Raw genomic sequence first — 23,138 nt, 5'->3', positions numbered from 1 at the left:
CGTTCGATGATGGGCTGAGAAATCAGTGACGACCAAAGGCACATTACGGCTGTCGCTATAAGAGATATCATCCCGCCATCAGCTCAAGAGGGGCTCCCTGGCCGTTCAGTTTCGGCACTCCCTTGAGCATAACGACAAGGATTGTTGCGCATGGACGATATCGTTCAGCCCCTCACACCCCAAGAAGAAGCCCCGCCTAAGGAAGTAAAGGTCCTTGCCACCTTGGTAGCAAAGCTAAATCTTGCAGATTTCCAGAACGCTATCCCTGTGATTCGAGAGCTTCGTATCTCGAACGAAACGAGTAATCGTTTCGTCAATGCCACTCTTACGCTTAGCTCGGCCCCCGAGGTATTTAAGTCCAAGATTTGGCGGATCGACGAGATCGCTGCAGATAGCTTCCGGGTCATACCTGGGCTTGATCTTGTCTTGGACGGCCCGTTGTTGAGTCGCCTGACAGAGTCAGAAATGTCGACCTTTACGTTTGTCCTCGAAGCCGATGACAAGGAGGCGGAGAGCGGTCGCAAGGAAGTCGCTCGGCTTGAACAGGTTGTAGACCTTTTGCCCAGAAACCAGTGGGGCGGATTGCGGCATATACCAGATATGACTGCGGCTTTTGTTCAGCCGAATGATGCAGCGGTTGAGCGGTTGCTCAAACAGGCGGCCGAGTTGCTTCGTCTTAGCGATAAGCCGTCGGCACTTGATGGATATGAGGGTGGCCCCAAAAGAGCTTGGCAGTTGGCGTCGGCAGTGTGGGGCGCTGTGGCGCGCATGAAGCTCGACTATGCGTTGCCGCCGGCTAGCTTTGAACAATCAGGACAGAAGATTCGTAGCCCCAGTCAGATTGCTGACTCCGGGTTGGCTACTTGTCTCGATCTGACTCTGCTTTTCTGTGCAGCATTGGAGCAGATCGGTCTTAACCCTGTGATCGTATTCACCCATGGTCATGCCTTTGCTGGTTTGTGGCTTAAGCCAGAAGAGTTCACGACTGCCGTGGTGGATGATGTCACTGCAGTACGTAAGCGGGTGAAGCTTCAGGAGCTCGTGCTGTTTGAGACCACTCTCATAACCCACGCCTCGATACCGCCATTCTCTTATGCGGTAGAGATGGGCACGAAACAGGTAGCCGAAGATGCTGAAAGTGTTTTCGAGATGCTGCTAGATATCCGTCGCGCCCGTTTGCAACGTATCAAACCGCTCGCCAGCTCAGAGGCTCAGATTACACGCGTCGCCGTTGCTGAGTCTGATGAAGCCCCATCGATTCTTGTGGAGGACGGGATCGGCATCTCCGATGACAATATTAAGGCACAGGTTGAGGATCTGTCTAAGCTCGACCCAGCAGATCGCCTCGGCCGATGGCAGCGAAAGCTTCTGGATCTGTCGCTTCGAAATAACTTGCTCAATTTCAAAATGGGTAAGCGAGCGCTGAAGCTTGAATCTCCTGATCCTGGTGCTCTTGAGGACATTCTTGCAAGTGGACAGTCTCTAAAGCTGCTTACCAGGCCTGACCTAATGGATGGCGCAGATCCGCGTGAGCGCGCACTCTATGAGCAGCGTGAGCGAGAAGATGTTCGCCGCCGTCATGCTGAAGATGCTCTCAAACGTAGGGAAGTATTCGTTGCGCTGACGTCTGCCGAAATGGATGTCCGATTAACCGAGTTATATCGAAGCGCTCGTACTGCTTTGCAGGAAGGTGGCTCCAACACGCTTTTCCTGGCCATCGGTTTTCTAAGCTGGACGCGTGAGGATAGGGCCGGGCAGAAGTACAAAGCGCCACTGGTCTTGGTTCCTGTCACTTTGGAGCGTAAGAGTGCGCGTTCTGGATTCACCATGGTGCTGCACGATGATGAGCCTCGTTTTAACCCGACTCTGATCGAGATGCTGCGTCAAGACTTTGAACTGGGCTTGGGTTCACTGGAGCAGGAGCTGCCTCGGGACGACTCCGGTCTGGATATCGCATCCATTTGGAACAAAGTTGGTCATGCTATCAAGGATATCCCTGGCTGGGAGCTGAACGAGGACGTTGTTCTCTCGATGTTTTCGTTTGCCAAGTATCTTATGTGGAAGGATCTTGCCGAGAATGCAGAGCACCTTCGACAGAGCCCTGTAGTCCAGCACCTTCTGGATACGCCACGTGATTCGTTCATCTCCGAGACCCCGTTTCCGGAGGCGGAGTCACTGGACCGTGATTACGGTCCGACTGATGTATTCTGCCCATTGCCATCTGATTCATCTCAGCTTGCTGCTGTGATGGCAGCAGCGAAGGGAAAAGATTTCGTTCTCATAGGTCCACCGGGCACGGGTAAAAGCCAAACGATTTCAAACATGATCGCCCAGTCCATCGCTCAAGGGCGCCGGGTGCTGTTCGTATCTGAGAAAATTGCTGCTCTGGATGTCGTGTACCGGCGCTTGCGTGAAATCGGTCTGGGTGAGTTTTGCCTTGAACTTCACTCCAGCAAGGCTCGAAAAACGGATGTCCTTGCTCAGTTGCAGTCGGCTTGGGAAGCGAAAGGTGAGGTAGATGCTTCCGCTTGGGAGGTGGAAGCGCAGCGGCTGGCTTCCCTGCGTGACAGCCTCAATATTTATGTCGAGCGTCTGCACCGCCGGCACCGCAACGGCTACACCATCTACGATGCTATCGGGACAGTGACATCGGGTGTTGATGAGGCAGTAGCTGCGCTTTCTTGGCCATCCCCGGACATTCATGATCAGAAGGCCATGCTTGCGCTTCGAGAGCTGGGCGACCGCCTTGAAGTGAACGCGCAGGCTGTGGGCTACGGTCAGCTGGCAGGCAACGCTTTGTCCGGGGTAGGCCAAGCAGAGTGGTCGCCTCATTGGCAGCAACAATTCGTACAGGCGGCTCGTGACGTGCTTCCTGCTGTGCTTGAAGTCCAGCGAGCTGCCGATCGCTTTGTTGAGCTGTCAGGGCTTCCTGTTACGGAGTACACCCCAACAGCGCTTGAGGGGCTGTCGATTCTTTCTCGAGTACTTCCCGCTGCCGCTGGGCATGATTGGCGGTTCGCACTTCGCCCCGATGCTCGCTCGATTTCTAAACGCCTGAGTGACGGCTGCACTTGGGTCGACGAACACCGGAACATTAACTCCAGACTCTCATCCTTCTGGTCCTCCCGTATTACTGCTGAAGCTAAACAAGGCATTGATCTGCTGCAACAACGCCGCGCTACATTCGTTGATCTAGGCCCGGCCTGGCCAGAAAATGTCACTGACGTTCTCGGGCAAGCTGTCATATTGCTGCGTCAGATAGACGACCTCAAGCACCAGCTAACGGCGTCCTACGGGGATGCGATTGAAGTACTTGATACCGAACGCCTACTGCGCGAATGGAAAGAAGCGGAGGAGTCTTTCTGGCCTAAGTCCTGGTTCGGAAAACGCCGCATCGCTGGGCTATTGGCGCCGACGCAGACATCAACAGGTGAAATCGACAATGGCAAGGATCTCGCTACTTGGGTAGAGATTCGGTCGGTACGTCGAGCAATCGACGAGCTGGAGCCAGGTCATGAGTGTGTTGCTGTTTGGCAAGGTGCCAAATCCGAATCAACGCATCTCGCGACAGCGATCAAGCTGCAAGAGGCTATGCGGCTTCAGAAAAGTAATTCTGCTTGGATCGATGACGGCTTGCAGTTGGTTGAGCAGGGCCAGCTAGGTGATGAGCTGAAGGAGGAACTCCGCCGGCTGCGTGCGCTGACTCGTCTCGATGCTGGGTTAGATGAGCTGGTTGATCTCAGCTTAGCAACTAGCTCTCTCTGGAGCGGTTTGACCACTGATATTGACGTGCTGACTGCAGCGCTACGTTTCCAGGCTGAACGACGTGACATTGAAGAACGTGGTCGGCTTGTCGACGATCATCCTCATATAGAGGAAGGGCGTTGTGGCTCGTCGTTCAAAGCTGATTTTGAACTGCTCAAGAAAAGAGCAGCAGTTGAACGAGAGTTGGTGGATCTGGCTGATCTGCGAGAAATCGTTCCTGTCTGGAATGACTTAAAAACGAAGGTTGACGTCGCACTTACGGCGGTAGCCTTCCAAGGGGAGATGGCTGCCGCGGTAGCGAAGCTAGCACTCAATCCTGAGCAGGTCGCGGCCTACAAAGCACCGCTTCAAACTTTGCTGGGTGATGGTAACGCATTACTTGAGCCGGAGGCTGCTATAGCCATTGCCGGCGCTACCCTTCGTGAAAAACTCGAGCTGCTCCAGGAGCGAGCAACGCACCTGACTACCGTCGGTCATTTCACCGAAATGGGCGTCATCGAAACTGCCAACCTGGCACTAAGTGATATCAAGAAAAACTGCGAAACTGTTGTTTCGTCTGAATCGCGCCTGAAGGCATGGTGCGCTTGGCGGAAGGTTCGCGATGAGGCCTACGCTGTCGGCCTGGCTCCGATTGTTCAATCGATGGAAACAGGAGCCATCAGCTCTGGAAAAGTCCGTCGTGCATTGGAAGTAAATTATGCCCGCTGGTGGCTGAACACGACGGTCGACAACGAAGAGGTGATCCGGACGTTCGTTAGCGTAGAGCATGAACAGCGCATTCGTGATTTCCGGGCTTTGGATGACAAGTTCACTGAGTTGACCAAGGACTGGCTCCGGGCTCGGCTATGTTCCGACCTACCAAGCCAAGACAGTGTAAGTCGCTCTTCAGAGTGGGGAGTCCTGCGACATGAGATGGGCAAGAAGACCAAGCACATTCCATTGCGGGAGCTGATGAGTCGTGCGCCAGAAGCGCTAACCAAGCTGACTCCATGTTTGCTCATGAGCCCTCTATCCATTGCTCAGTATCTGCCTCCTGCCTCGACGCCATTCGATCTCGTTATCTTCGATGAGGCATCTCAAATACCTGTCTGGGATGCCATCGGCGCAATGGCCCGAGGGAGGCAAGTGGTGATGGTGGGCGACCCCAAACAGCTCCCTCCGACTTCGTTCTTTAACCGAGCTGAGTCGACCGCTGAAGATGAGGATGTAGAGGCTGATCTCGAGAGTATTCTGGACGAGTGCATCAGTGCCAATTTGCCAATGCGTAATCTGAACTGGCACTACCGTAGCCGCCACGAAAGTCTGATCGCTTTCTCGAACCAGCGATACTACCAGTCGAAGCTGGTGACCTTCCCATCACCGTTTACGGCCGACAAAGCAGTACGGTTATGCCCAGTCCCGGGTGTATATGACAAGGGTGGGTCGCGAACAAACTTAATTGAAGCAAGATATTTAGTTGCTGATTTGGTTGCCCGCCTACAGTCTCCGGCCTTCCGCGAAAGCGGGCGGACCGTGGGGGTCGTAACCTTTAACGGCGAGCAACAGAAGCTCATCATGGACATGCTGGATGAGGCTTGCCGGAAAGACCCATCACTCGATTCGTATTTCGCTGAGTCCGAGCTGGAGCCTGTATTCGTCAAGAACCTTGAGAGCGTTCAAGGCGATGAGCGAGACATCATCTATTTCTCGACCACCTACGGAAAAGACGCTGCCGGTGTGCTGTCCATGAACTTCGGTCCGATGAACCGCCCTGGTGGTGAGCGTCGACTGAACGTGGCAATAACCCGTGCTCGCCAGGAGCTTGTGGTGTTTTCGACCTTGCGCCCAGAGCATATTGATCTAGCTCGTACGCAAGCGATCGGGGTTCGAGATCTTAAGCACTTCTTGGAGTTTGCAGAGCGTGGCCCACGGGCTCTCGCAGAAGCTGACTTTGGTAGCGTGGGTAGTTTTGACAGCCCATTCGAAGAGGCAGTTGCAGCGGCCTTGGCTAAAAAGGGATGGCAGATATTTACCCAGATTGGCGTTTCCTCCTTTCGGATAGACCTTGGGGTTGTTCACCCTGACAAACCTGGACGGTACCTTGTCGGGATTGAATGCGACGGTGCTACCTATCACCGCAGTGCGACCGCTCGTGATCGTGACAAGCTCCGTGAGTTTGTACTGCGTGGACTTGGTTGGGAGATCGTTAGGATATGGTCGACAGACTGGTGGGTTGATGCAATTGGAACTGCCGAAAAGGTACATCTACGTCTGAACGAACTCGTTGCTGAGTCCCGAGCCAAGCAGGCTGTCATCGATGCCGCTCAAGAGGCAGAGCGACTGAAAGTCGATGTAGCTATGGCTGAAGTCATTGAAGTAGTAAGTCAGGTTGCTGTGGTCGCCACAGTGGATAGTGCGGGCGAATCCAATGATCCCTCAGGTGCATTCCCTGATTTTAAGTACGCCAAGGCTGCATCTATCAAGCCAGATGAGGATGTCCTGGCTCTTGCTCGTCCCCTTGAATATTTGATTTATAAAGAATCCGACCCTCGTCAGGCGGTAGGGTTGGTCGATCCAGATCAGTTCTTTGAGGCGAGTTACACGGAAACGTTGGAGCAGATGATTGCTCATGTCGTGGCGGAAGAGGGACCGGTTCTGGACACGGCGCTTGCGAGGCGCATTGCCCGTGCTCATGGCTGGGTACGAACCGGCTCACGGATACGTGATCGCGTTGACCAAATTGCTCGGGCGCGATTCCGCTCACATGAAGAGGAGCAGACAGGAGTCTTTTTCTGGCCGACTCATATCGAGTCGGATGCCAGTGTCGTCTTTCGTAAGCCCGGCGATGAAGACACCACGAGAGGGCTATCTGAAATCTGCCTGCCAGAACTACGTGCTTTGGTTGACGAGATGGTGCAGCGGGGGCACGAAGGGGAGGCCCTAATATATGCGGTCGCGAAGGAAGCTGGTGTAAGCAAGCTTGCTCATGCGGGACGCCAGCGGATTGAGAGAGCCGTACGTCAAATGGCGGGGTAAACAAGGGGGCCGTCAAGGTCCTCTTACTTCTGGGAAACTGAACGCGCCCTCGCTCTGAGAAGCGTGGAGTACAAATGCATTCCTTATGGGCTAGCTGATGTTTCGGTAACGAAATGCGTAGGTGATTCAGTCAACGCCAAGAGTTATTTTAACGTGCCATCATATGGGCGTTATGGAGAGTCGTGATGGGTTGGAAAGGGACTGTACGTTCGCTGCAAGCGTCTGCGCGGCGATCAGAGCGTAACGCTCATCGCCGTCAGCGTGAACTTGAAAAGCGACAGAAAGAGTACGCAAAGATGGAAGCGCTGGAACAAGCAGCGTATGAAGTTGAGGTGTACGAAAATCACATAGATATCATCCTTTCAATGCACAAGGAGTGTGCTGAGGCTGTGAAATGGAAACGACTTCTCTCCAATCCTGAACCTAGACAGCCACTCAAGAGCGGTACTCTTGAACAAGAAGCTACGCACGCGGCCGCTACATATCACCCCAATTTCTGGGCTAGGCTCTTCAAGCTAGAGGCTCGTCAGCGTGCAGCCCTGAAAAGCAAGATTGGCGCCGCGCAGGCGGAAGACGAAAGGCGATATCAGGCTCAGCTTGATGAATGGAAAACTGCCCATACCGAGTGGGCAGAGGAGAGGGGCATTGCGATCCGTATCCTTGATGGTGACCGTCAGGCCAAGCTAGATGCCATCGAAGCTTTCGAGTCGTTTGCAGAAATATCACACCTCGGCTCAGCTATTCAGATGATTGTTCATGACGGTGGTGTCCTAGAAGCCAAAGTCGCTATCCATGGCTCCGACGTGATTCCTACCGAAATCAAATCTCTACTCAAAAGCGGCAAGTTGTCGACCAAAGCTATGCCAATTGGTCGGTTCAACGAACTCCATCAGGACTACGTGTGCAGCTGCGCGCTGCGAGTAGGTCGAGAGTTGTTGGCAATCCTGCCGGATGATTTGGTCATCGTCACCGCTCTGGACAATGTGCTCAACAGCTCGACAGGTCATATGGAGGAGCAGCCGATTCTGAGTGTTGCATTCTCTAGGTCAACTGTTGACGGACTTAACCTCGAAACCATCGATCCGTCTGATGCTATGAAGAATTTTGTCCATAACATGTGCTTCAAAAAGGGCGCTGGGTTCTCGGCTGTTGCCACCCTTGATGCTCAGCGCTTCGCCGTATTCGTATAACTGAATCATCTGAGAATCCAGAGAATGACATGGCCAGCGCGCTTACTGCAGAGCCAAGCAAGGCCATGGTAGTTGCAACTCGATCTTAGCGAACGACCTGCGTTATGCCTGTAACGTGGAAACCAGCGGGATTAGCTGCAATAGCATCAGCGACAGTGATCAGCGCTATCAGCGTAACGCGAAAACCAATAACGGTGGTTGCGGTTCGATCTCCGACAGGAATCTACGTGCTCAATGCGATGCTCTGAAGCGTTAATTTTCAGCACCGACGATGCATTTTGACAACGTTACTCTTTAAGAGATTTCGATACCGGAAATGCTACGGTCTCTTCAAGCCAAAGAATGCGTGATAGGCAACTTCAACTCAGCCACCAGGGAGAAAACAATTGAAGGTAATCCGGAGTAAAGAGTTCACCGCTGCTCGCGCATGGGGGGCACTGGATATTGCAAACATGCACGGCACGACGGTGCGTCTTCATTGGACGGATCAGCCTTACAAGTGGCATGTGAACGATGGCGAGGAAGTATTTGCGGTTCTGGACGGCGTCGTCGAAATGCACTATCGCGAGCTAGGTATTGAACACGTTGCTGTGCTGTCGGCGGGGGATGTGTTTTTTGCGGGTATCGGTTGTGAGCACGTTGCTCACCCTCTTGGCGAAGCTCGAATACTTGTGATTGAGCGCGAGGGTAGCGTTTGATTGAGAGCGGGCTGGTCCGATGCTACCAGCGCACTCTCAACCCTCCTGAATTCAACCCCCCGCAAAAAACCTCAAACCCTTGCCAATACCGCATTGATACGTGAGCGTTTTATCAATCTGCCGGTAATCAGGCACCGAGAATATCGTCATGCTGAACTCGCCGCTGCCGTCCGGGTGCACCCGATAGCGCAAAAATTGATTAATAGGCTTGCCGTCACGGTTCACACTGAAATGATCGTCGGCGAATGCCAGGGTGCCGTCTTCGGTCACGCGAAAGGCGTCAATACGCAGCCCACCGCGGGTTTTGGTGGGCTCTACGTCGCTCGATCCCGGTGTGCAGAGCCCCAGGTCAAGTACCACGGAGACGGACTTTCCGGCCAATAACGACTGTGTCACTGCGGGCAAGTCGGGCAAGGCATCGCTGGCCCAGCTCATGGCGGGGACTGACAGGGCGAGCAGAAAGAGGCAGGACTTGTTCATAGCGTCTCCAGTAATGGTCGGGGTGGGAGCAGGTTCTCTGTAGCGGTTTTTGACAGTACGCCGCGTGGATGAACGTTGCAGTGCGGTCTTGCCCACAGAGCGGCTAGCCAATTGACGAGCTGTTCCACTGAATGTTCCCCAGCACCTGTTTTCGATGGACTCTGGTATTGCGCCTGCGCCTGTCCCTTTTTTTCACCTCACCTGTCATACCCGGTAAGTGAACAAAATCGAGAGCCTTCCCATGTCCGCCGTTTTGCCCCCGCGCTTGCGCCCTTTGTTTCGTTTGAGCCTGATGCTGAGCCTCAGCGCCAGCCCGCTGTTCGTCTCCCTCAGCTACGCCGAAGACACCACACGCCGCAGCTATCAGGTACCCGCCGGGAGCCTGAGCGCCGCGCTGACCCGGTTTGCCGGCCTGGCTGGCGTCAATCTGTCGGTGGACCCGGCGCTGGTCAGCGGTCGCAACAGCAGCGGCCTGACGGGCGAATATGCTGTGGAGGAGGGCTTTGCCCGTCTGTTGCAAGGTTCAGGCCTGCAGTTGCAGCCGATGGGCGAGCAGGCGTTCATGCTGGTGCCGGCGCCCGAAGGCAGCAGCCTGCAACTGGCGCCGACGTCTATCCTCGCCACCAACGACCTGGCGGGGGGGGATGCCTACGCCGGTGGGCAGGTTGCGCGCCGGGGCTCGCAGGGGTTGCTGGGCGCGCGGGACTTCATGGAAACGCCCTTCAGCATGACCACCTACACCCAGGAGGCGGTCAAGAATCAGCAGGCGCGCACGCTGGGCGACCTGATTGCCAGCGACCCTTCAGTGCGCACCACCAACCCGGCGGGTGGGCGGTATGAGCAGTTCACCATTCGCGGTTTCAGCCTGTTCAACAGTGATGTGTCCTACAACGGCCTGTACGGCGTATTGCCGACATACACGATTGACATGGAAATGGCCGACCGCGTCGACATCCTCAAGGGCCCGAGCCAGTTGATCAACGGCATCTCGCCGCGCGGCAGTGTGGGTGGCGGCATCAACGTGGTGCCCAAGCGGGCGACCGACAAGGCTATCAATTCGTTTACCGGCACTTGGGCTTCGGGCAGCCAGGCGGGCGGGGCGGTGGATATTGGCCGTCGGTTCGGCGAGGACAATAAGTTCGGCATTCGTTTCAACGGCGTGAAGCAGGCCGGCGACACCGAGTGGGACCACCAGAGCGTAGACCGCGAGATGGCCGTGCTCGGCCTGGATTTTCGCGGCGAGCGCCTGCGTCTCTCGACAGACATCGGCCGCACCGCGCGGGACACCGACGCGCCTCAGGAGCGTGTGCAGGTGGCCGCCAATGCCAGGGTGCCAAGCGCCAGCGATGTGCGCCGCAACTACGCGCAGTCCTGGAGCAAGGCCAGCACCAACGACACCTTCGGCACGTTCAATGGTGAGTTCGACCTCAGCGACAATGTGCTGCTGTACGGCGGGGTCGGCGCGCGCAAGAGTAACCACGACTTCCTGCGCCATGCGGTGTCGGTCAGCAATAACGCCGGCGACTTCAGTGTGCAGCCGCGTGATTTTACCCGTGACGAAAATGTGCGCACCGCCACCGCCGGCGTGCGCAGCTGGTTTCACAGCGGGCCGGTGAGCCATGAGGTCAACCTCGCGGCCAGCTACTTCTACATGGACTTTGAAAACGGCGGCGCGCGCTACGCGGCCCCGCCGAGCAACCTCTACAACCCCGTGCAAACCCCGACGCCTTCGCGGCCGACGCGTTTTGACTCCAAGGTGTATACCGAAAACACGTTCAGCGGCCTGGCGTTGTCCGATACCCTGGGCTTTTTTGACGACCGCCTGCTGCTGACCCTGGGCGCACGCTGGCAGCGCGTGAAGGTCGACGACTGGACCGACAACGTCAAAGGCGCCACCGCCTACGACGAAGAAAAGATCTCACCCTCGGGCGGCGTGCTGTTCAAGGCCACCGACACCCTCTCGCTGTACGCCAACTACATGGAAGGCTTGAGCCAGGGCAAGATCGCGCCGTCCACCTCGATCAACGAAGATGAAATCTTCCCGCCCTTTATCAGTCGTCAGGTTGAGGTGGGCGCCAAGTACGATGCCGGAGCCTTCGCTGTGACGGCGGCGGTATTCCGCATCAAGCAACCGGCCTACGAAACCAATGCCGGCTCGCGGGTGTTCGGCCCCAATGGCAAGCGGCAGAACGATGGGGTTGAGCTGAGCCTGTTTGGCGAGCCGCTCAAGGGCTTGCGTCTGCTCGGCGGCGTGATGTACATCGACAGCGAATTGACCCACACCACCAACGGCACCTTCGACGGCAACCGCGCGCCGGCAACGCCCAAGTACAACGTCAATCTGGGTGCAGAGTGGGATGTACCGACCCTCGAAGGCCTGACCCTGACCAGCCGCGGCATCTATTCCAGCTCCCAGTACCTGGACCAGGCCAACGTCAAGCAGATCGATGCCTGGAACCGCATCGATGTTGGCGCGCGTTACGCCTTCAAGGTGGATGACAAGCACATCACCCTGCGCGCAAACGTGGAGAACGTGGCCGACAAGCGCTACTGGAGCTCGGCCGGTGCCTCGGATGACAGCGAGCCGGGTTTGACCCTCTCGACGCCGCGCACCTACCTGTTGTCGGCCACGGTCGATTTCTGAGTTGACACAGGGGGATTCAGATCAGCGGGTCCCAGCGCTGTGACCAGTCACTTTCCGCCCTGACCACCTCGCGCAGCAGTGCCAGTGCCTGCTGCAACACGGCCGAGTCCCGCGCCCGCGCGTACACCAGGTAAGTCGGAAAGCTGAACTCCGGTGCCTTGGGCACACGCTGCATCACGCCGCTGTCCAGGTAGCTTTGCACCACGCGCGTGCGGAAATACCCCGCGCCGCCATTCTCCAGAATGTACTGCAAGGCCAGCGGCCCCACATTGAAACTCAACGCCGCGCGGGCCTTGTCGGGCAGGGCGGCGTCGTGCTGCTGGCGAAAGCCCGGGCCCCAATCGATATACACGTAAGGCGCCGGCTTGCTCACCAATTGCACCAGAATCAGTTTTTCTTCGAGCACCTGCTCCACCTGCAACCCCGGCCAGTACTGCGGCTGGAACACCAGCGCGGCGTCGAGCACGCCCAGTTCCAGTTGGCGCAGCAGGTGCTGGCCTTCGCCGATTTCGGTGCGCAGTGCGTGCCCGGGAATGTGTTCGCGCAGGGCCTGGGCCCAGCCAAGCATGAGCGGGTTGCACAGGCTGACCTCGCCGCCGATGTGCAGCATGTTGCGATAGCCTTCGGGCAATGGCAGGTCGCGGCGCGCGGCCTCCCAGGTCTGCAGCAACTGGTTGGCATACACCACGAAGGCCTCGCCGTCGGCAGTCAACCGCGCACCGGCGCGGTTACGGATGAACAACGTGCTGCCCAGCTGGCTCTCGAGACTCTTGACCCGCGCGGTAATGGCCGTCTGGGTGACGTGCAGCTTCTCGGCCGCCGCCGCCAGGCTGCCGCAGCGGATAATTTCAAGAAAGGTGCGAGCCAGTTCGATGTCCATAAAATGCCTTGCGATTGAGTCCGGGCATTGTAGTGGAATGCGTGGGGCTGTGAGCGTTCGCACTCCTGTGGCAAGCCCCAGTGCCGCCCAGTCAAACGCAGATTCTTGTGGCGAGCAGGCTTGCCCTGCGTTGGGCTGCGCAGCAGCCCCAAAACCAGACGCTGAGCCGTATCAGGTAAACCGCGTTTTGCTTGATTGGGGGCGCTTCGCACCCCAACGCGGGGCTTGCCCTAATGCCGTTCAGATAAGCGCAGATTCCCTGTGGCGAGCAGGCTTGTCCTGCGTTGGGCTGCGCAGCAGCCCCAAAACCAGGCGCTGAGCCGTATCAGGTACACCGCGTTTTGCTCGATTGGGGGCGCTTCGCACCCCAACGCGGGGCAAGCCCGCTCGCCACGGAGCTGCGGTCACATGTGACGGGCGGTTGTTATTCCCACGCCCCGCGGTCCAGGCAGCGCGCGGACGCAGGCGGTTGTTTGCCGTCGGCGAGGAAGTCGCCAAGCCAACGGGTCACGCAGCCATTCACGTCGGCGCTGGAGGCGTCCTTGAGCAGCAATTGCTCCACCCCTGTGGCCATCGGCGAGCCTTTGCTCGCGTTCACCAGCACCATGCGTGCGACCCGCTCGGGAAACAGCGAGCCATAACGGCTGCCGAGCAGGGTGGCGTCGGCATTCCCCACAAAGCTGAGCTGCGCCTCGCCCAACTGCCCGCGCACGTATTCCATGTCCTGCGCAGCCTGCTCGACCGCGTTGTCCTGCGACAGGTCACGCACGCTCAGTTCGATCACGTCATACCGGTCAACCAGCTTGCGGTAGGACGGTGTCGCCAGGGATTCCCAGCGGCTGGCCAATTGCAGTGCGAAATGCACGCCGCTGGCCGTGCCTGATGTGCCCGGCTGGATAAACACCACGCCTTCGCGGTTCAGCGGCTGCCGGGCACCTACCCGGGTCAGGGTGAGATTCACGCGACCGCGCCCGGGGGCGGCATGGTCGCGCGGCACGCTCACCTGACCGCACTGGGTGCGCGCCACCACCTCGGGGTCCAGCGGCACAACGCCGGAAAAGGGGCAATCCAGCAGCCAGTCAATGGCGGTCGGCGTGATCAACGGATCGGCCAGCAACAGGGGAGCTGCAAGCCAACAGCCGAGGCAGGCCAGGCATTTTGCTAGAGCGCGGAGTTTCATCGAGGGGGGTCGGTCAGCCGTGAGATAGCGGCTTTTTTACCAAGGACCCCAGTCTGGATAATGTAGGGTAAATAAACGGTTTGTGTAGGAAAGCGGAGATTCGTTTATCAACTGTCGGTATTCCAGCCGCCCCCCAGCGCCTTGAACAGCGCGATGCTGGCTTGCAGGCGCGACAGCCGCAGTTGCACGTTCGCGTCCTGGGCCGCGTACAGGGTGCGCTGGGCCGCAAGCAGCGTCAGCCAGTCTTCGGCGCCGGCCTGGTAGCGGCTTTCGGCGATCTGCAATGCCGTCTGCGCTTGCTGTAATTCTTCGTCCTGCCATTGGCGCTGCTGGTCCAGGCGCGTGATGCTGCTCAGGGATTTCTCCACATCGGCAAAGCCATTGAGGATGGCGGCGCGATAGGTTTGCAGCAATTCATCCTGGCGTGCACGGGCCTTGTCGCGCTCGGCGCTTAGACGGCCATGGTCGAAAATCGGCGCCACCAGGCCGGCCGTCAGCGTGTAGTAGGGGCTGCGCAGGATCTCTGCGGCCTTGTAGGCATCTGAGCCAACGGTGGCACCCAGGGTTACGGCGGGCAGCATGGCGGCGCGGGCGACTTTGACATCTGCCTTGGCCGCCGCCAATTGTGCTTCGGCCTTGGCCAGGTCGGGGCGCCGGCTCAGCAGTTGGCTGGGCACGCCGGGGCCGATGCTCGGCCACGTCAGCGTGTGGAAGGGTTCGGCCTCCAGCGCCAGAGCCTGCACCGGTTGGCCGAGCAGGGTGGCCAGGCTGATCCGCGATTCTTCGGCCAGTTGCTGGATCAAGGGCACCTGGCGCTGCTGTCCGGCCACCAGGCTTTTCTGCTGGGCCAGCTCCAGCGCCGTGGCTGCGCCTGCGTCGTAGCGGGTCTGCACCAGCTTGAGCACGTTGCGTGCGTTGGTCAGGTTCAGCTCGGCAATCTGCAGGCGCTCGCGTGCCGCCAGGGTTTGCGCATAGCGGTCGGCGACGTTGCCAAGCAGGGTCAGCTCCACGGTGGCCCGGTCGGACTCGCTGGCGCGCAACCCATAGAGGGCGCTGTCCCGTGCGGCGGCGCGCCCACCCCAGAAGTCCACTTCATAGCTGGCGCTGAAATTGGCGCCGAAATTGTCGACGGCATCATCATTCTGCGACACATCCAGGTCGGGGCCGCCCTTACCGCGCAGCAGTTTCTGATGGCCGGTGGCGAGGTTGAATTTTACCTCGGGCAACAATGGCGCCCCCGCAATCACGGCGCTCGCCTGGGCCTGGCGTACGCGCGCGATGGCGGCGGCAACATCGAAGCTGTCACGCCGGGCCTGGCCGATCAGCCGATTGAGCTGCGGGCTGCCAAACTGCGTCCACCAGCGCTGGTGGGTCGCCCGGGCCGCATCGCGCTCGGCGAATTGCCACGCGGCGGGGGCGGTGATGCCGCCGTCGACGACCGGCGGGTTGCCGCCGCAGGCGCTGAGCAGCAGGGACAGGCTGACGGCCGACAGGTGCGGGATAAACGAAGATTTATTCACTGGACAATGCCTTGACTGGATCGAGCCGGGCTGCTTTTCGCGCCGGCATGAAGCCGAACAGCACGCCGGTGGCCAGTGCACAGCCAAACGCGCCGAGCACCGCCAGCAGCGAAAACTGCACCGCCACCTTGGCCAGCACCAGCACACCGCCCACCAGCAATGCCAGGGCAATGCCGAACAGGCCGCCCACCACCGAGAGCATCACCGCCTCGGTAAGGAACTGGCGCAGAATGTCGCGCTGGCGGGCGCCGGTGGCCATGCGGATGCCGATTTCACGGGTGCGTTCGCGCACGGTCATCAACATGATGTTCATCACGCCGATCCCGCCCACCAGCAGGGAGATCGCGGCAATCGAGCCCAGCATCAGCGACAGCGTGTTCTGCGTGTGCGCCTCGGCCTGGATCATCGCCGCATTGTTGGTCAGTTCGAAGTCGCGCTTGCCGTTGTGCAGCTTGAGCATCAATTCATTGATGGCCTGTTCGGCCTCCCGCACCTTGCGCGCATCGGCGGCGGCGATCACCACGTATTCGGGGTTGTAGCTGCCAAACAGGCGCACGCTGGCGGCGGTGTAGGGGATGGCGATGCGGTCGTCGCTGTCCTTGTTGCCGGAGCTTGCGCCTTTTTCCGCCAGCACGCCGACCACCTGGAACGGCACGTTTTCGATCAGGATGTACTGGCCGATGGGATTGGCGACATCCTTGAGCAGCTTCTGGCGCACGCGATGGCCGATCACCGCCACTGTGGCGGCATTGCGTTCGTCGGCTTCGCTGAAATAGCTGCCCTCGACCACCGGCCAATTGAAGATGCCGGGGAAGTGGGTGTCATTGCCGCCCACATACGCCATGTAGTCGACATTGCCAAAGCGCACGCCGGCATCGCTGCCATTGACCGGCATGATGCGCTGCACCTGAGGCAGCGTGGCCAGGGCGGCAACGTCACTGAGGCTGACCACCCCCTGCGGCGTGCGCGGGTTGGGCGAGGTACCGCTGAGGTAGAGGATGTTGGAGCCGAACGCGCCCATCTGCGCCATCACCTGGCGCTTGCTGCCTTCGCCCACCGCCAGCATCACCACCACCGATGCCACGCCGATGATGATGCCCAGCAAGGTTAGCGCGGTGCGGAAGCGATTGACCCACATCACGCGCCACGCCGCTTGCACGGCGTCCACCAGTTCGGCCTTCCAGGCGCCGTTGTGTTCGGCGCCGTCGGCCAGGCGCTGGCGCAGGTCCACGGCCTGCAGCGCGTTGCCGTTGGCCGATGCCGGCACGCTGCTGTCGCTGTCGGCGGAATCGCTGATGATCAGGCCATCGCGAATCTCGATGATACGGTTGGCGCGCGCCGCGACTTCGCGGTCGTGGGTGATCAGAATCACCACATGGCCCTGGCTGGCCAGTTCGTCGAGCAGGGTCATGACCTCGGCGCCGCTGTGGCTGTCGAGGGCGCCGGTGGGTTCGTCCGCGAGGATGATATGGCCGCCGTTCATCAAGGCGCGGGCGATGGACACCCGCTGCTGCTGGCCGCCGGAAAGCTGGTGCGGGCGGTTGGCGGTGCGCTCGGCCAGGCCCAGCCGGGTGAGCAGGGCGTTGGCGCGGGCATGACGTTCGGCGGCGCTGATGCCGGCGTAGATCGCCGGCATCTCGACGTTTTCCTGGGCCGAGCCGGACGGAATCAGGTGGTAGCCCTGGAACACGAAACCGAAGGCTTCGCGGCGCAGCCAGGCCAACGCATCGCCGTCCAGGTGCGCGACGTTTTCCCCGGCGAACAGGTAGTCGCCCACGGTCGGGCGGTCGAGGCAGCCGAGGATGTTCATCAGGGTGGACTTGCCGGACCCGGACGCGCCGACGATGGCGACGAATTCGCCGGCATGGATCGACAGGTCGATGCCGCGCAGCACATCCACCTGCGGGCTGTCGCCGCCGCCGTAGGATTTGCGGATGTTCTTGAGTTCGATCAGCGGCGTGTTCACCTCAACCTCCGCTGCCGTCGACCGGGCCGATCAGCAGGTGATCGCCCTCGCTGAGGCCGTCGAGCACTTCGACCCGCAGCCGGTCGCTGATGCCCAGGCGCACCTGGCGCTCCTCAATGCGCCCGTTCTGCGCGACCACGCGGGCCGTGCTGCCGTGTAAGGCGGCGACCGGCGCGGTGAGGGCGTCCTTGACCTGACCGGCGACGAAAAATACCTGGGTGGTCATGTCGGCCATCAACGCGTTGTCGGTGTTATCCACGTCCAGCAGCACGGTGTAGAGCACCACGCGGCCGCTGCCGCTCTTGCTGCTGGGGCTGCCGCCGCCCTGGCTGGTTTCGTTCAGCGGCTTGGGCGGAATCGGCAGGATTTGCCGCACGGTGCTGGTCCAGCGACGGCTGCCGCCACTGAGCGTGGTGAAGTAGGCGGTCATGCCCGGTTTGACGTGACCGATGTCGGCTTCCGACACCTCGGCCCACACCGTCATCGGCGACAGCCTGGCGATGCGCAGGATCAAGGGCGTCTGCTGCTGCGCGTTGAGGGTCTGGCCGACGCGGGCGTCCACCGCCACCACCGTTCCGCTCATCGGCGCATAAATGCGTGTGTAGCCCAGCTCGGCTTCGTCGCTGCGCAGGCTGGCCTGGGCCTGGCGGATCTGCGCCTGGAACATTTCGACGCGCGCCTGGGTGGCGCTCAGCTCGGCCCTGGCGGCTTGCACGTCTTCTTCGCGCGTGGCGTTACCCGCCGCCAGGCGCTGCTGACGTTGGAATTTCTGCCGCGCCAGTGCGTGCAGGGCCTGTTGTTCCTGCAATTGGGCCTTGAGGTTGTCGATGGCGTAGCGACTGGCGTCGAGTTTGGCTTTTTGTGTGGAAGGGTCGATCTCTACCAGCAGTTGGCCTGCCTCGACCTGATCGCCGGCCTCGACATGAATGGCGCGGATCTGCCCCGACGCCTGGGCACCCACATCCACGTACCGGCGCGGTTGCAGGGTGCCCAGTGCGGTGACGCTGTTTTCAATGTTGCCACGCGTGACGGTGACGGTGGTCAGCGCATCGCGGCTCGGCGGCAGGGTGTACCAGGTGATCAGCGCGATGAGGGCAATCAGGCACGCCACAGCAGGCAGGGCGCGTCGGGCGAGGCGAGGGCGTTTCATGCGTGGGTTCCAGCCGGGAGGTATGGCCGCAGTCGCGGAGAGCTGACTGTTATACGAGGGCATGGCGCGCAAATTTAGGCGGTTACACAGGCTGTAACAGCGCCGATGAGTAAAAAAAACCGCGTCAAAGGCGAGACTTCTTTAAAAGTAGATGAGAATTACTATAAATTGCACGCACTCAAACTGCCATCACGGTGGCTTGCCTGCAGGCGCGGACAAGCTTGCGTCTGCAGGGGTGTTCTTATTCAAGAGTCTTATCGCTGCGCGACACGGACGGGAGTCATGTTGGAAAACTACTATCGCGAGCTGGTGTGTTTCCTCAACGCCAAGCTGGGCAACCGTCAGGTGGCCGAAGATGTGGTGCATGACGCTTACGTGCGAGTGCTGGAGCGCACCAGCGACACGCCCATCGACCAGCCCCGCGCATTTTTGTACCGCACCGCGCTGAACCTGGTGATCGACGGCCACCGGCGCAACGCCCTGCGCCAGGTCGAGCCACTGGAGGTGCTCGACAGCGAGGAGCGTTTCGCCAGCGGCTCGCCCCATGCCACTCACGATCAGGCCCAGCGCCTGGACATGCTCGAACGCGCCCTGGCCGAGTTGCCGAGCGCCTGCCGCGACAGTTTCCTGCTGCGCAAGCTCGACGGTTTGTCCCACCTGCAGATCGCCGAGCGCCTGTGCATTTCCCGCGCGCTGGTGGAAAAACACATCGTCAACGCCATGAAGCACTGCCGCGTGCGCATGCGCGAGTGGGACGCGCACTGATCAGCTGTTAGTTAAATTTTATTTCACTGTCCTCGTTTCCTATCAACACACGGCCTGTTGTTCAGGCCTTGACGGTATTCCCGCCCCGTCCGCCAAGGGGCTTATCCAGAGGACACTGGAATGACACAGGCAATTGCTTCGCCCGCGGTTCACGACCTGATCGGTATCGGTTTCGGCCCTTCGAACCTGGCGCTGGCCATCGCCCTGCAGGAGCGTGAAAAAGCCCAGGGTAAACTGGACGTGCTGTTTCTCGACAAGCAGGCCGACTACCGCTGGCACGGCAATACCCTGGTGACCCAGAGTGAACTGCAGATCTCCTTCCTCAAGGACCTGGTCACCCTGCGCAACCCCACCAGCCCCTATTCCTTTGTCAATTACCTCAAGGCCCACGACCGTCTGGTGGACTTCATCAACCTGGGCACCTTCTATCCGTGCCGCATGGAGTACAACGACTACCTGCGTTGGGTGGCGGGGCAGTTTCAGGGCCAGGCCAACTACGGCGAGGAAGTCCTGGCCATCGAACCGATCCTGCACCAGCAGCAGGTCGAGGCGCTGCGCGTGATCTCCCGTGATACACAAGGCGAGCAGCACGTGCGCACCACCCGTGCGGTGGTGGTCAGCGCCGGCGGCACACCGCGAGTGCCTGATGCGTTCAAGGCGCTCAAGGATGACGGCCGCGTCTTCCACCATTCCCAGTACCTGACGCGCATGGCCCAGCAACCGTGCGTCGAGGGCAAACCGATGCGCATCGCGGTGATCGGCGGCGGCCAGAGCGCGGCCGAAGCCTTCATCGACCTGAACGACAGCTTCCCTTCGGTGCAGGTCGACATGATCCTGCGCGGGTCGGCGCTCAAGCCGGCCGACGATAGTCCGTTCGTCAACGAAGTGTTCTCGCCGGCCTTTACCGACCTGGTGTTCCAGCAGGTCGGTGCGGAGCGCGAGCGGCTGGTGGCCGAGTACCAGAACACCAACTATTCGGTGGTCGACCTGGACTTGATCGAGCGCATCTACGGCATCTTCTATCGCCAGAAAGTCTCGGGCATCGCGCGCCAGACGTTCCGCACCATGACCGTGGTCGAGAAAGCCAGCGCCGGCCCCCTGGGCATCGAACTGGCCCTGCGCGACAACGCCACCGGCGAAACCAGCGTCAGCCACTACGACGCGGTGATCCTCGCCACCGGCTACGAGCGCCAGATGCACCGTGAACTGCTGGCGCCGCTGCACGCCTACATGGGCGATTTCGAAGTGGCGCGCGACTACCGCATCGTCACCGACGAGCGTTGCAAGGCGGGCATATACATCCAGGGGTTCAGCCAGGCCAGCCATGGCTTGAGCGACACCTTGCTGTCAGTGCTGCCGATCCGCGCCGATGAGATTGCCACTTCGTTGTATGAAAACGATCGTCATCGTGGTCAAGGCCGCTCGGTCCAGGATCTGTTGCTGGCCACCGCCAGTTGATCTCCCTTTGCAGGGGCGAGTTCGCTCGCTCCTACAGACGGTACTTGTGACACCGTTGGGCCGCTGATACTGTACAAAAAACCAGTATCGGTAGCCTTTCATGCAGTTGATCGAAAAACTCAGCATCCTCGCCGATGCCGCCAAGTACGACGCCTCCTGCGCCAGCAGTGGCGCGCCCAAGCGCAGCTCGGAAGGCAAGGCGGGGCTGGGCTCCACCAATGGCATGGGCATCTGCCACAGCTATACGCCCGACGGCCGTTGCGTGTCGCTGCTCAAGGTACTGCTTACCAATTTTTGCCTCTACGACTGCCAATACTGCGTCAACCGCCGCTCCAGCGATGTGCCCCGCGCACGGTTCAGCCCGGAGGAGGTGGTCACCCTGACCCTGGACTTCTACCGGCGCAATTGCGTCAGCGGGCTGTTTCTCAGTTCCGGCATCATCCGCTCGTCGGACTACACCATGGAGCAACTGGTGCGGGTGGCCAAGCTGCTGCGCGAAGAACACGACTTTCGCGGCTACATCCACCTCAAGACCATCCCCGACGCCGACCCGGCCCTGATTGCCGAGGCCGGGCGTTATGCCGATCGCCTCAGCGTGAACATCGAGCTGCCGACCGAAGCCAGCCTGCACACCCTGGCGCCAGAGAAGCAGATTGTCTCCATCAGGCAGGCCATGCAGACTATCTACACCGGCGAACAGACCGTGCGCAACGAACCCCGCGCGCCACGCTTTGCCCCGGCCGGGCAGAGCACGCAGATGATCGTCGGCGCCGACGACACCGACGACAGCACCATCCTCCACGGCGCCGAAGCGCTCTACGGCAATTTCAAGCTGCGCCGTGTGTATTACTCGGCGTTCAGCCCGATCCCCAACAGCCCGAAAAGCGTGCCCCTGGCCGCGCCACCCTTGATGCGCGAGCACCGTCTGTACCAGGCGGATTTCCTGTTGCGCAGCTACGGGTTCAGCGCCGGCGAGCTGCTTGCTGGCCCCGGCGACCTGGCGCTGGATATCGACCCCAAGCTGGCCTGGGCGCTTGAGCATCGCGAAGTTTTCCCCCTCGACCTCAACCGCGCCGAACCGACCCTGATCGCGCGCATCCCGGGCATTGGCCTGCGTACCACCCAGCGGCTGGTCGACCTGCGCCGCGAACGCAAGATCCGCTTTGAAGACCTGGCGCGCATGCGCTGCGTGCTGGCCAAGGCCAAGCCGTTTTTCATCACCAGCGACTACCACCCGCAACAGGCCGAGAGCACCAGCGTGCTGCTGCGCGAGCAATTGCGCGACCGCCCGGCGCCGCAGCAAATGGGCCTGTGGGGATGATCAGCCTGGAATGCGACAACCTGTTCAGCACCTGGCGCGAACAGGCGCGCTGGCTGCTCAGTCATCAGGTCGACCCGAGTCAGGTGAGCTGGGGCGCGACGGAAGTCGCCGACCTGTTTGCCACCGACCAGGCCATTCCCGACTCGCCGGGGCCGTTCCAGGCGCGGATTCCCAAGGCGCTGATCGACCTGCTGGCGTCTGCCGCGTGTTATCACGGCGACCAACGCTGGAGCCTGCTGTACGAGGTGTTGTGGCGGGTCAGCCATGGCGACCGCACCGCGATGCTTGCCGGCGACAAACTGGGCAGTGAGTTGCAGCGGCGCATCAAGCAGGTGAGTCGCGAGGCGCACCATTTGCACGCGTTCGTACGCTTCATCGCGCTGCCGCCCGAGGCGGGTCCGCAGTTACCGGAATACGTGGCCTGGCACGAACCGGCCCATGACATATTGCACTCGGCCAGCCAGCACTTTATCGGGCGCATGGGCCGCCACCGCTGGATGATCGCCACGCCGCTGGATGGGGTGTATTACGACGGCGAGCAGTTGATTCATCAACGCAAGTGCCCCGAGGCGTGGCAGCAACTGGCGCAGAATGTCGACGACCCGCACAGTGCCATGTGGCTGACCTATTACAGCCATATCTTCAACCCGGCGCGGCTCAACCCCAAGGTCATGGAAGGGCACTTTCCGAGCCGGTTCTGGAAGAATCTGCCGGAGGGCAAGTTGATCCCGGGGCTGATCACCGAAGCGCGCACGGGCAAGCAGAAGGATGGGCAGGCCAGTTTGATCGGCGCCAAGCCTGGTAAACGCATCTCGAGCGGGCAGGGTTAAAACCCGTGGGAGGCTGCTGGATATGCACGCTCTGTGGCGAGCGGGCTTGCCCCGCGTTGGGGTGCGAAGCGCCCCCAATCAAGCAAAACGCGGTGTACCTGATACGGCTCAGCGTCTGGTTTTGGGGCTGCTGCGCAGCCCAACGCAGGACAAGCCTGCTCGCCACAGTGATGCGGCTGTCTGAAATTTCAGGATTTAAATCAACACGTTATGGTGTGCTTGATAAAAGCGGCCTGCTCGCGAAGACGCTGGATTGATGGACATCTTCAGTGATTG

At 60.0% G+C, this 23,138-nt stretch carries 14 protein-coding genes; 8 read left to right on the top strand and 6 right to left on the bottom strand.

Features of this window, described 5'->3' with window-relative positions:
* Positions 1-150: 150 nt before the first annotated feature.
* The 3 genes from JOE32_RS08340 to JOE32_RS08330 all read left to right on the top strand — a co-directional run bounded on the left by JOE32_RS08340 (position 151) and on the right by JOE32_RS08330 (position 8,668).
* Positions 151-6,780, top strand: coding sequence for a DUF3320 domain-containing protein (locus JOE32_RS08340; protein WP_209983084.1), 6,630 nt, complete (start codon positions 151-153; stop codon positions 6,778-6,780).
* Positions 6,781-7,076: 296 nt separating this feature from the next.
* The gene (locus JOE32_RS08335) at positions 7,077-7,970 is read left to right on the top strand and encodes a hypothetical protein (RefSeq protein WP_231423048.1); all 894 of its coding nucleotides are present in this window, start codon (positions 7,077-7,079) and stop codon (positions 7,968-7,970) included.
* Between the two features lie 386 nt (positions 7,971-8,356).
* Entirely contained in the window at positions 8,357-8,668 is a 312-nt protein-coding gene (locus JOE32_RS08330) for a cupin (protein WP_209983078.1), read from the top strand.
* A gap of 51 nt (positions 8,669-8,719) precedes the next feature.
* Here JOE32_RS08330 and JOE32_RS08325 read toward each other — a convergent pair whose 3' ends face one another.
* Entirely contained in the window at positions 8,720-9,148 is a 429-nt protein-coding gene (locus tag JOE32_RS08325; RefSeq protein ID WP_209983076.1) for a VirK family protein, read from the bottom strand.
* A 241-nt stretch (positions 9,149-9,389) separates the two neighbouring features.
* Between JOE32_RS08325 and JOE32_RS08320 the strand changes: the two genes are divergently transcribed.
* Positions 9,390-11,792, top strand: a complete 2,403-nt coding sequence (locus JOE32_RS08320) for a TonB-dependent receptor (protein WP_209983074.1) — start codon at positions 9,390-9,392, stop codon at positions 11,790-11,792.
* A 16-nt stretch (positions 11,793-11,808) separates the two neighbouring features.
* Here the strand turns inward: JOE32_RS08320 and JOE32_RS08315 are convergent, their stop codons facing one another.
* The 5 genes from JOE32_RS08315 to JOE32_RS08295 form a co-directional block, all read right to left on the bottom strand.
* Positions 11,809-12,672, bottom strand: coding sequence for a LysR family transcriptional regulator (locus tag JOE32_RS08315; protein ID WP_209983072.1), 864 nt, complete (start codon positions 12,670-12,672; stop codon positions 11,809-11,811).
* Between the two features lie 424 nt (positions 12,673-13,096).
* Positions 13,097-13,852: an alpha/beta hydrolase gene (locus JOE32_RS08310; protein WP_209983070.1), complete on the bottom strand. Its 756-nt coding sequence runs from the start codon at positions 13,850-13,852 to the stop codon at positions 13,097-13,099.
* Between the two features lie 107 nt (positions 13,853-13,959).
* The gene (locus tag JOE32_RS08305; RefSeq protein ID WP_307496093.1) at positions 13,960-15,372 is read right to left on the bottom strand and encodes an efflux transporter outer membrane subunit; all 1,413 of its coding nucleotides are present in this window, start codon (positions 15,370-15,372) and stop codon (positions 13,960-13,962) included.
* Positions 15,365-17,338: a MacB family efflux pump subunit gene (locus JOE32_RS08300; protein ID WP_209983069.1), complete on the bottom strand. Its 1,974-nt coding sequence runs from the start codon at positions 17,336-17,338 to the stop codon at positions 15,365-15,367. The genes JOE32_RS08305 and JOE32_RS08300 overlap by 8 nt, the downstream gene beginning before the upstream one ends.
* A 1-nt stretch (position 17,339) precedes the next feature.
* Positions 17,340-18,488, bottom strand: coding sequence for an efflux RND transporter periplasmic adaptor subunit (locus tag JOE32_RS08295; protein ID WP_209983067.1), 1,149 nt, complete (start codon positions 18,486-18,488; stop codon positions 17,340-17,342).
* 282 nt (positions 18,489-18,770) lie between these two features.
* Between JOE32_RS08295 and JOE32_RS08290 the strand changes: the two genes are divergently transcribed.
* From JOE32_RS08290 to JOE32_RS08275, 4 genes are all read left to right on the top strand, one after another.
* Positions 18,771-19,253 carry a sigma-70 family RNA polymerase sigma factor gene (locus JOE32_RS08290; protein WP_269325487.1) on the top strand — a complete coding sequence of 161 codons (483 nt, stop codon included), beginning with the start codon at positions 18,771-18,773 and terminating at the stop codon, positions 19,251-19,253.
* A 120-nt stretch (positions 19,254-19,373) separates the two neighbouring features.
* Positions 19,374-20,711, top strand: a complete 1,338-nt coding sequence (locus JOE32_RS08285; RefSeq protein ID WP_209983065.1) for a SidA/IucD/PvdA family monooxygenase — start codon at positions 19,374-19,376, stop codon at positions 20,709-20,711.
* 100 nt (positions 20,712-20,811) lie between these two features.
* The gene (locus JOE32_RS08280; protein WP_057007625.1) at positions 20,812-22,032 is read left to right on the top strand and encodes a putative DNA modification/repair radical SAM protein; all 1,221 of its coding nucleotides are present in this window, start codon (positions 20,812-20,814) and stop codon (positions 22,030-22,032) included.
* Entirely contained in the window at positions 22,029-22,862 is an 834-nt protein-coding gene (locus tag JOE32_RS08275; protein ID WP_209983063.1) for a TIGR03915 family putative DNA repair protein, read from the top strand. The genes JOE32_RS08280 and JOE32_RS08275 overlap by 4 nt, the downstream gene beginning before the upstream one ends.
* Positions 22,863-23,138 lie beyond the last annotated feature (276 nt).

Source organism: Pseudomonas sp. PvP025, assembly GCF_017832155.1.
Classification (GTDB): Bacteria; Pseudomonadota; Gammaproteobacteria; order Pseudomonadales; family Pseudomonadaceae; genus Aquipseudomonas.
Note: the sequence above shows the minus strand (reverse complement) of the source record. Positions and strands in the feature narration are given on the sequence as shown.

Excerpts from the sequence above, each read along its gene's own strand:
- JOE32_RS08275 (WP_209983063.1), top strand. The coding sequence starts at position 22,029 with ATGATCAGCCTGGAATGCGACAACCTGTTCAGCACCTGGCGCGAACAG.
- JOE32_RS08335 (WP_231423048.1), top strand. The coding sequence starts at position 7,077 with ATGGAAGCGCTGGAACAAGCAGCGTATGAAGTTGAGGTGTACGAAAAT.
- JOE32_RS08285 (WP_209983065.1), top strand. The coding sequence starts at position 19,374 with ATGACACAGGCAATTGCTTCGCCCGCGGTTCACGACCTGATCGGTATC.
- JOE32_RS08325 (WP_209983076.1), bottom strand. The coding sequence starts at position 9,148 with ATGAACAAGTCCTGCCTCTTTCTGCTCGCCCTGTCAGTCCCCGCCATG.
- JOE32_RS08320 (WP_209983074.1), top strand. The coding sequence starts at position 9,390 with ATGTCCGCCGTTTTGCCCCCGCGCTTGCGCCCTTTGTTTCGTTTGAGC.
- JOE32_RS08315 (WP_209983072.1), bottom strand. The coding sequence starts at position 12,672 with ATGGACATCGAACTGGCTCGCACCTTTCTTGAAATTATCCGCTGCGGC.
- JOE32_RS08280 (WP_057007625.1), top strand. The coding sequence starts at position 20,812 with ATGCAGTTGATCGAAAAACTCAGCATCCTCGCCGATGCCGCCAAGTAC.
- JOE32_RS08290 (WP_269325487.1), top strand. The coding sequence starts at position 18,771 with ATGTTGGAAAACTACTATCGCGAGCTGGTGTGTTTCCTCAACGCCAAG.
- JOE32_RS08340 (WP_209983084.1), top strand. The coding sequence starts at position 151 with ATGGACGATATCGTTCAGCCCCTCACACCCCAAGAAGAAGCCCCGCCT.
- JOE32_RS08295 (WP_209983067.1), bottom strand. The coding sequence starts at position 18,488 with ATGAAACGCCCTCGCCTCGCCCGACGCGCCCTGCCTGCTGTGGCGTGC.
- JOE32_RS08310 (WP_209983070.1), bottom strand. The coding sequence starts at position 13,852 with ATGAAACTCCGCGCTCTAGCAAAATGCCTGGCCTGCCTCGGCTGTTGG.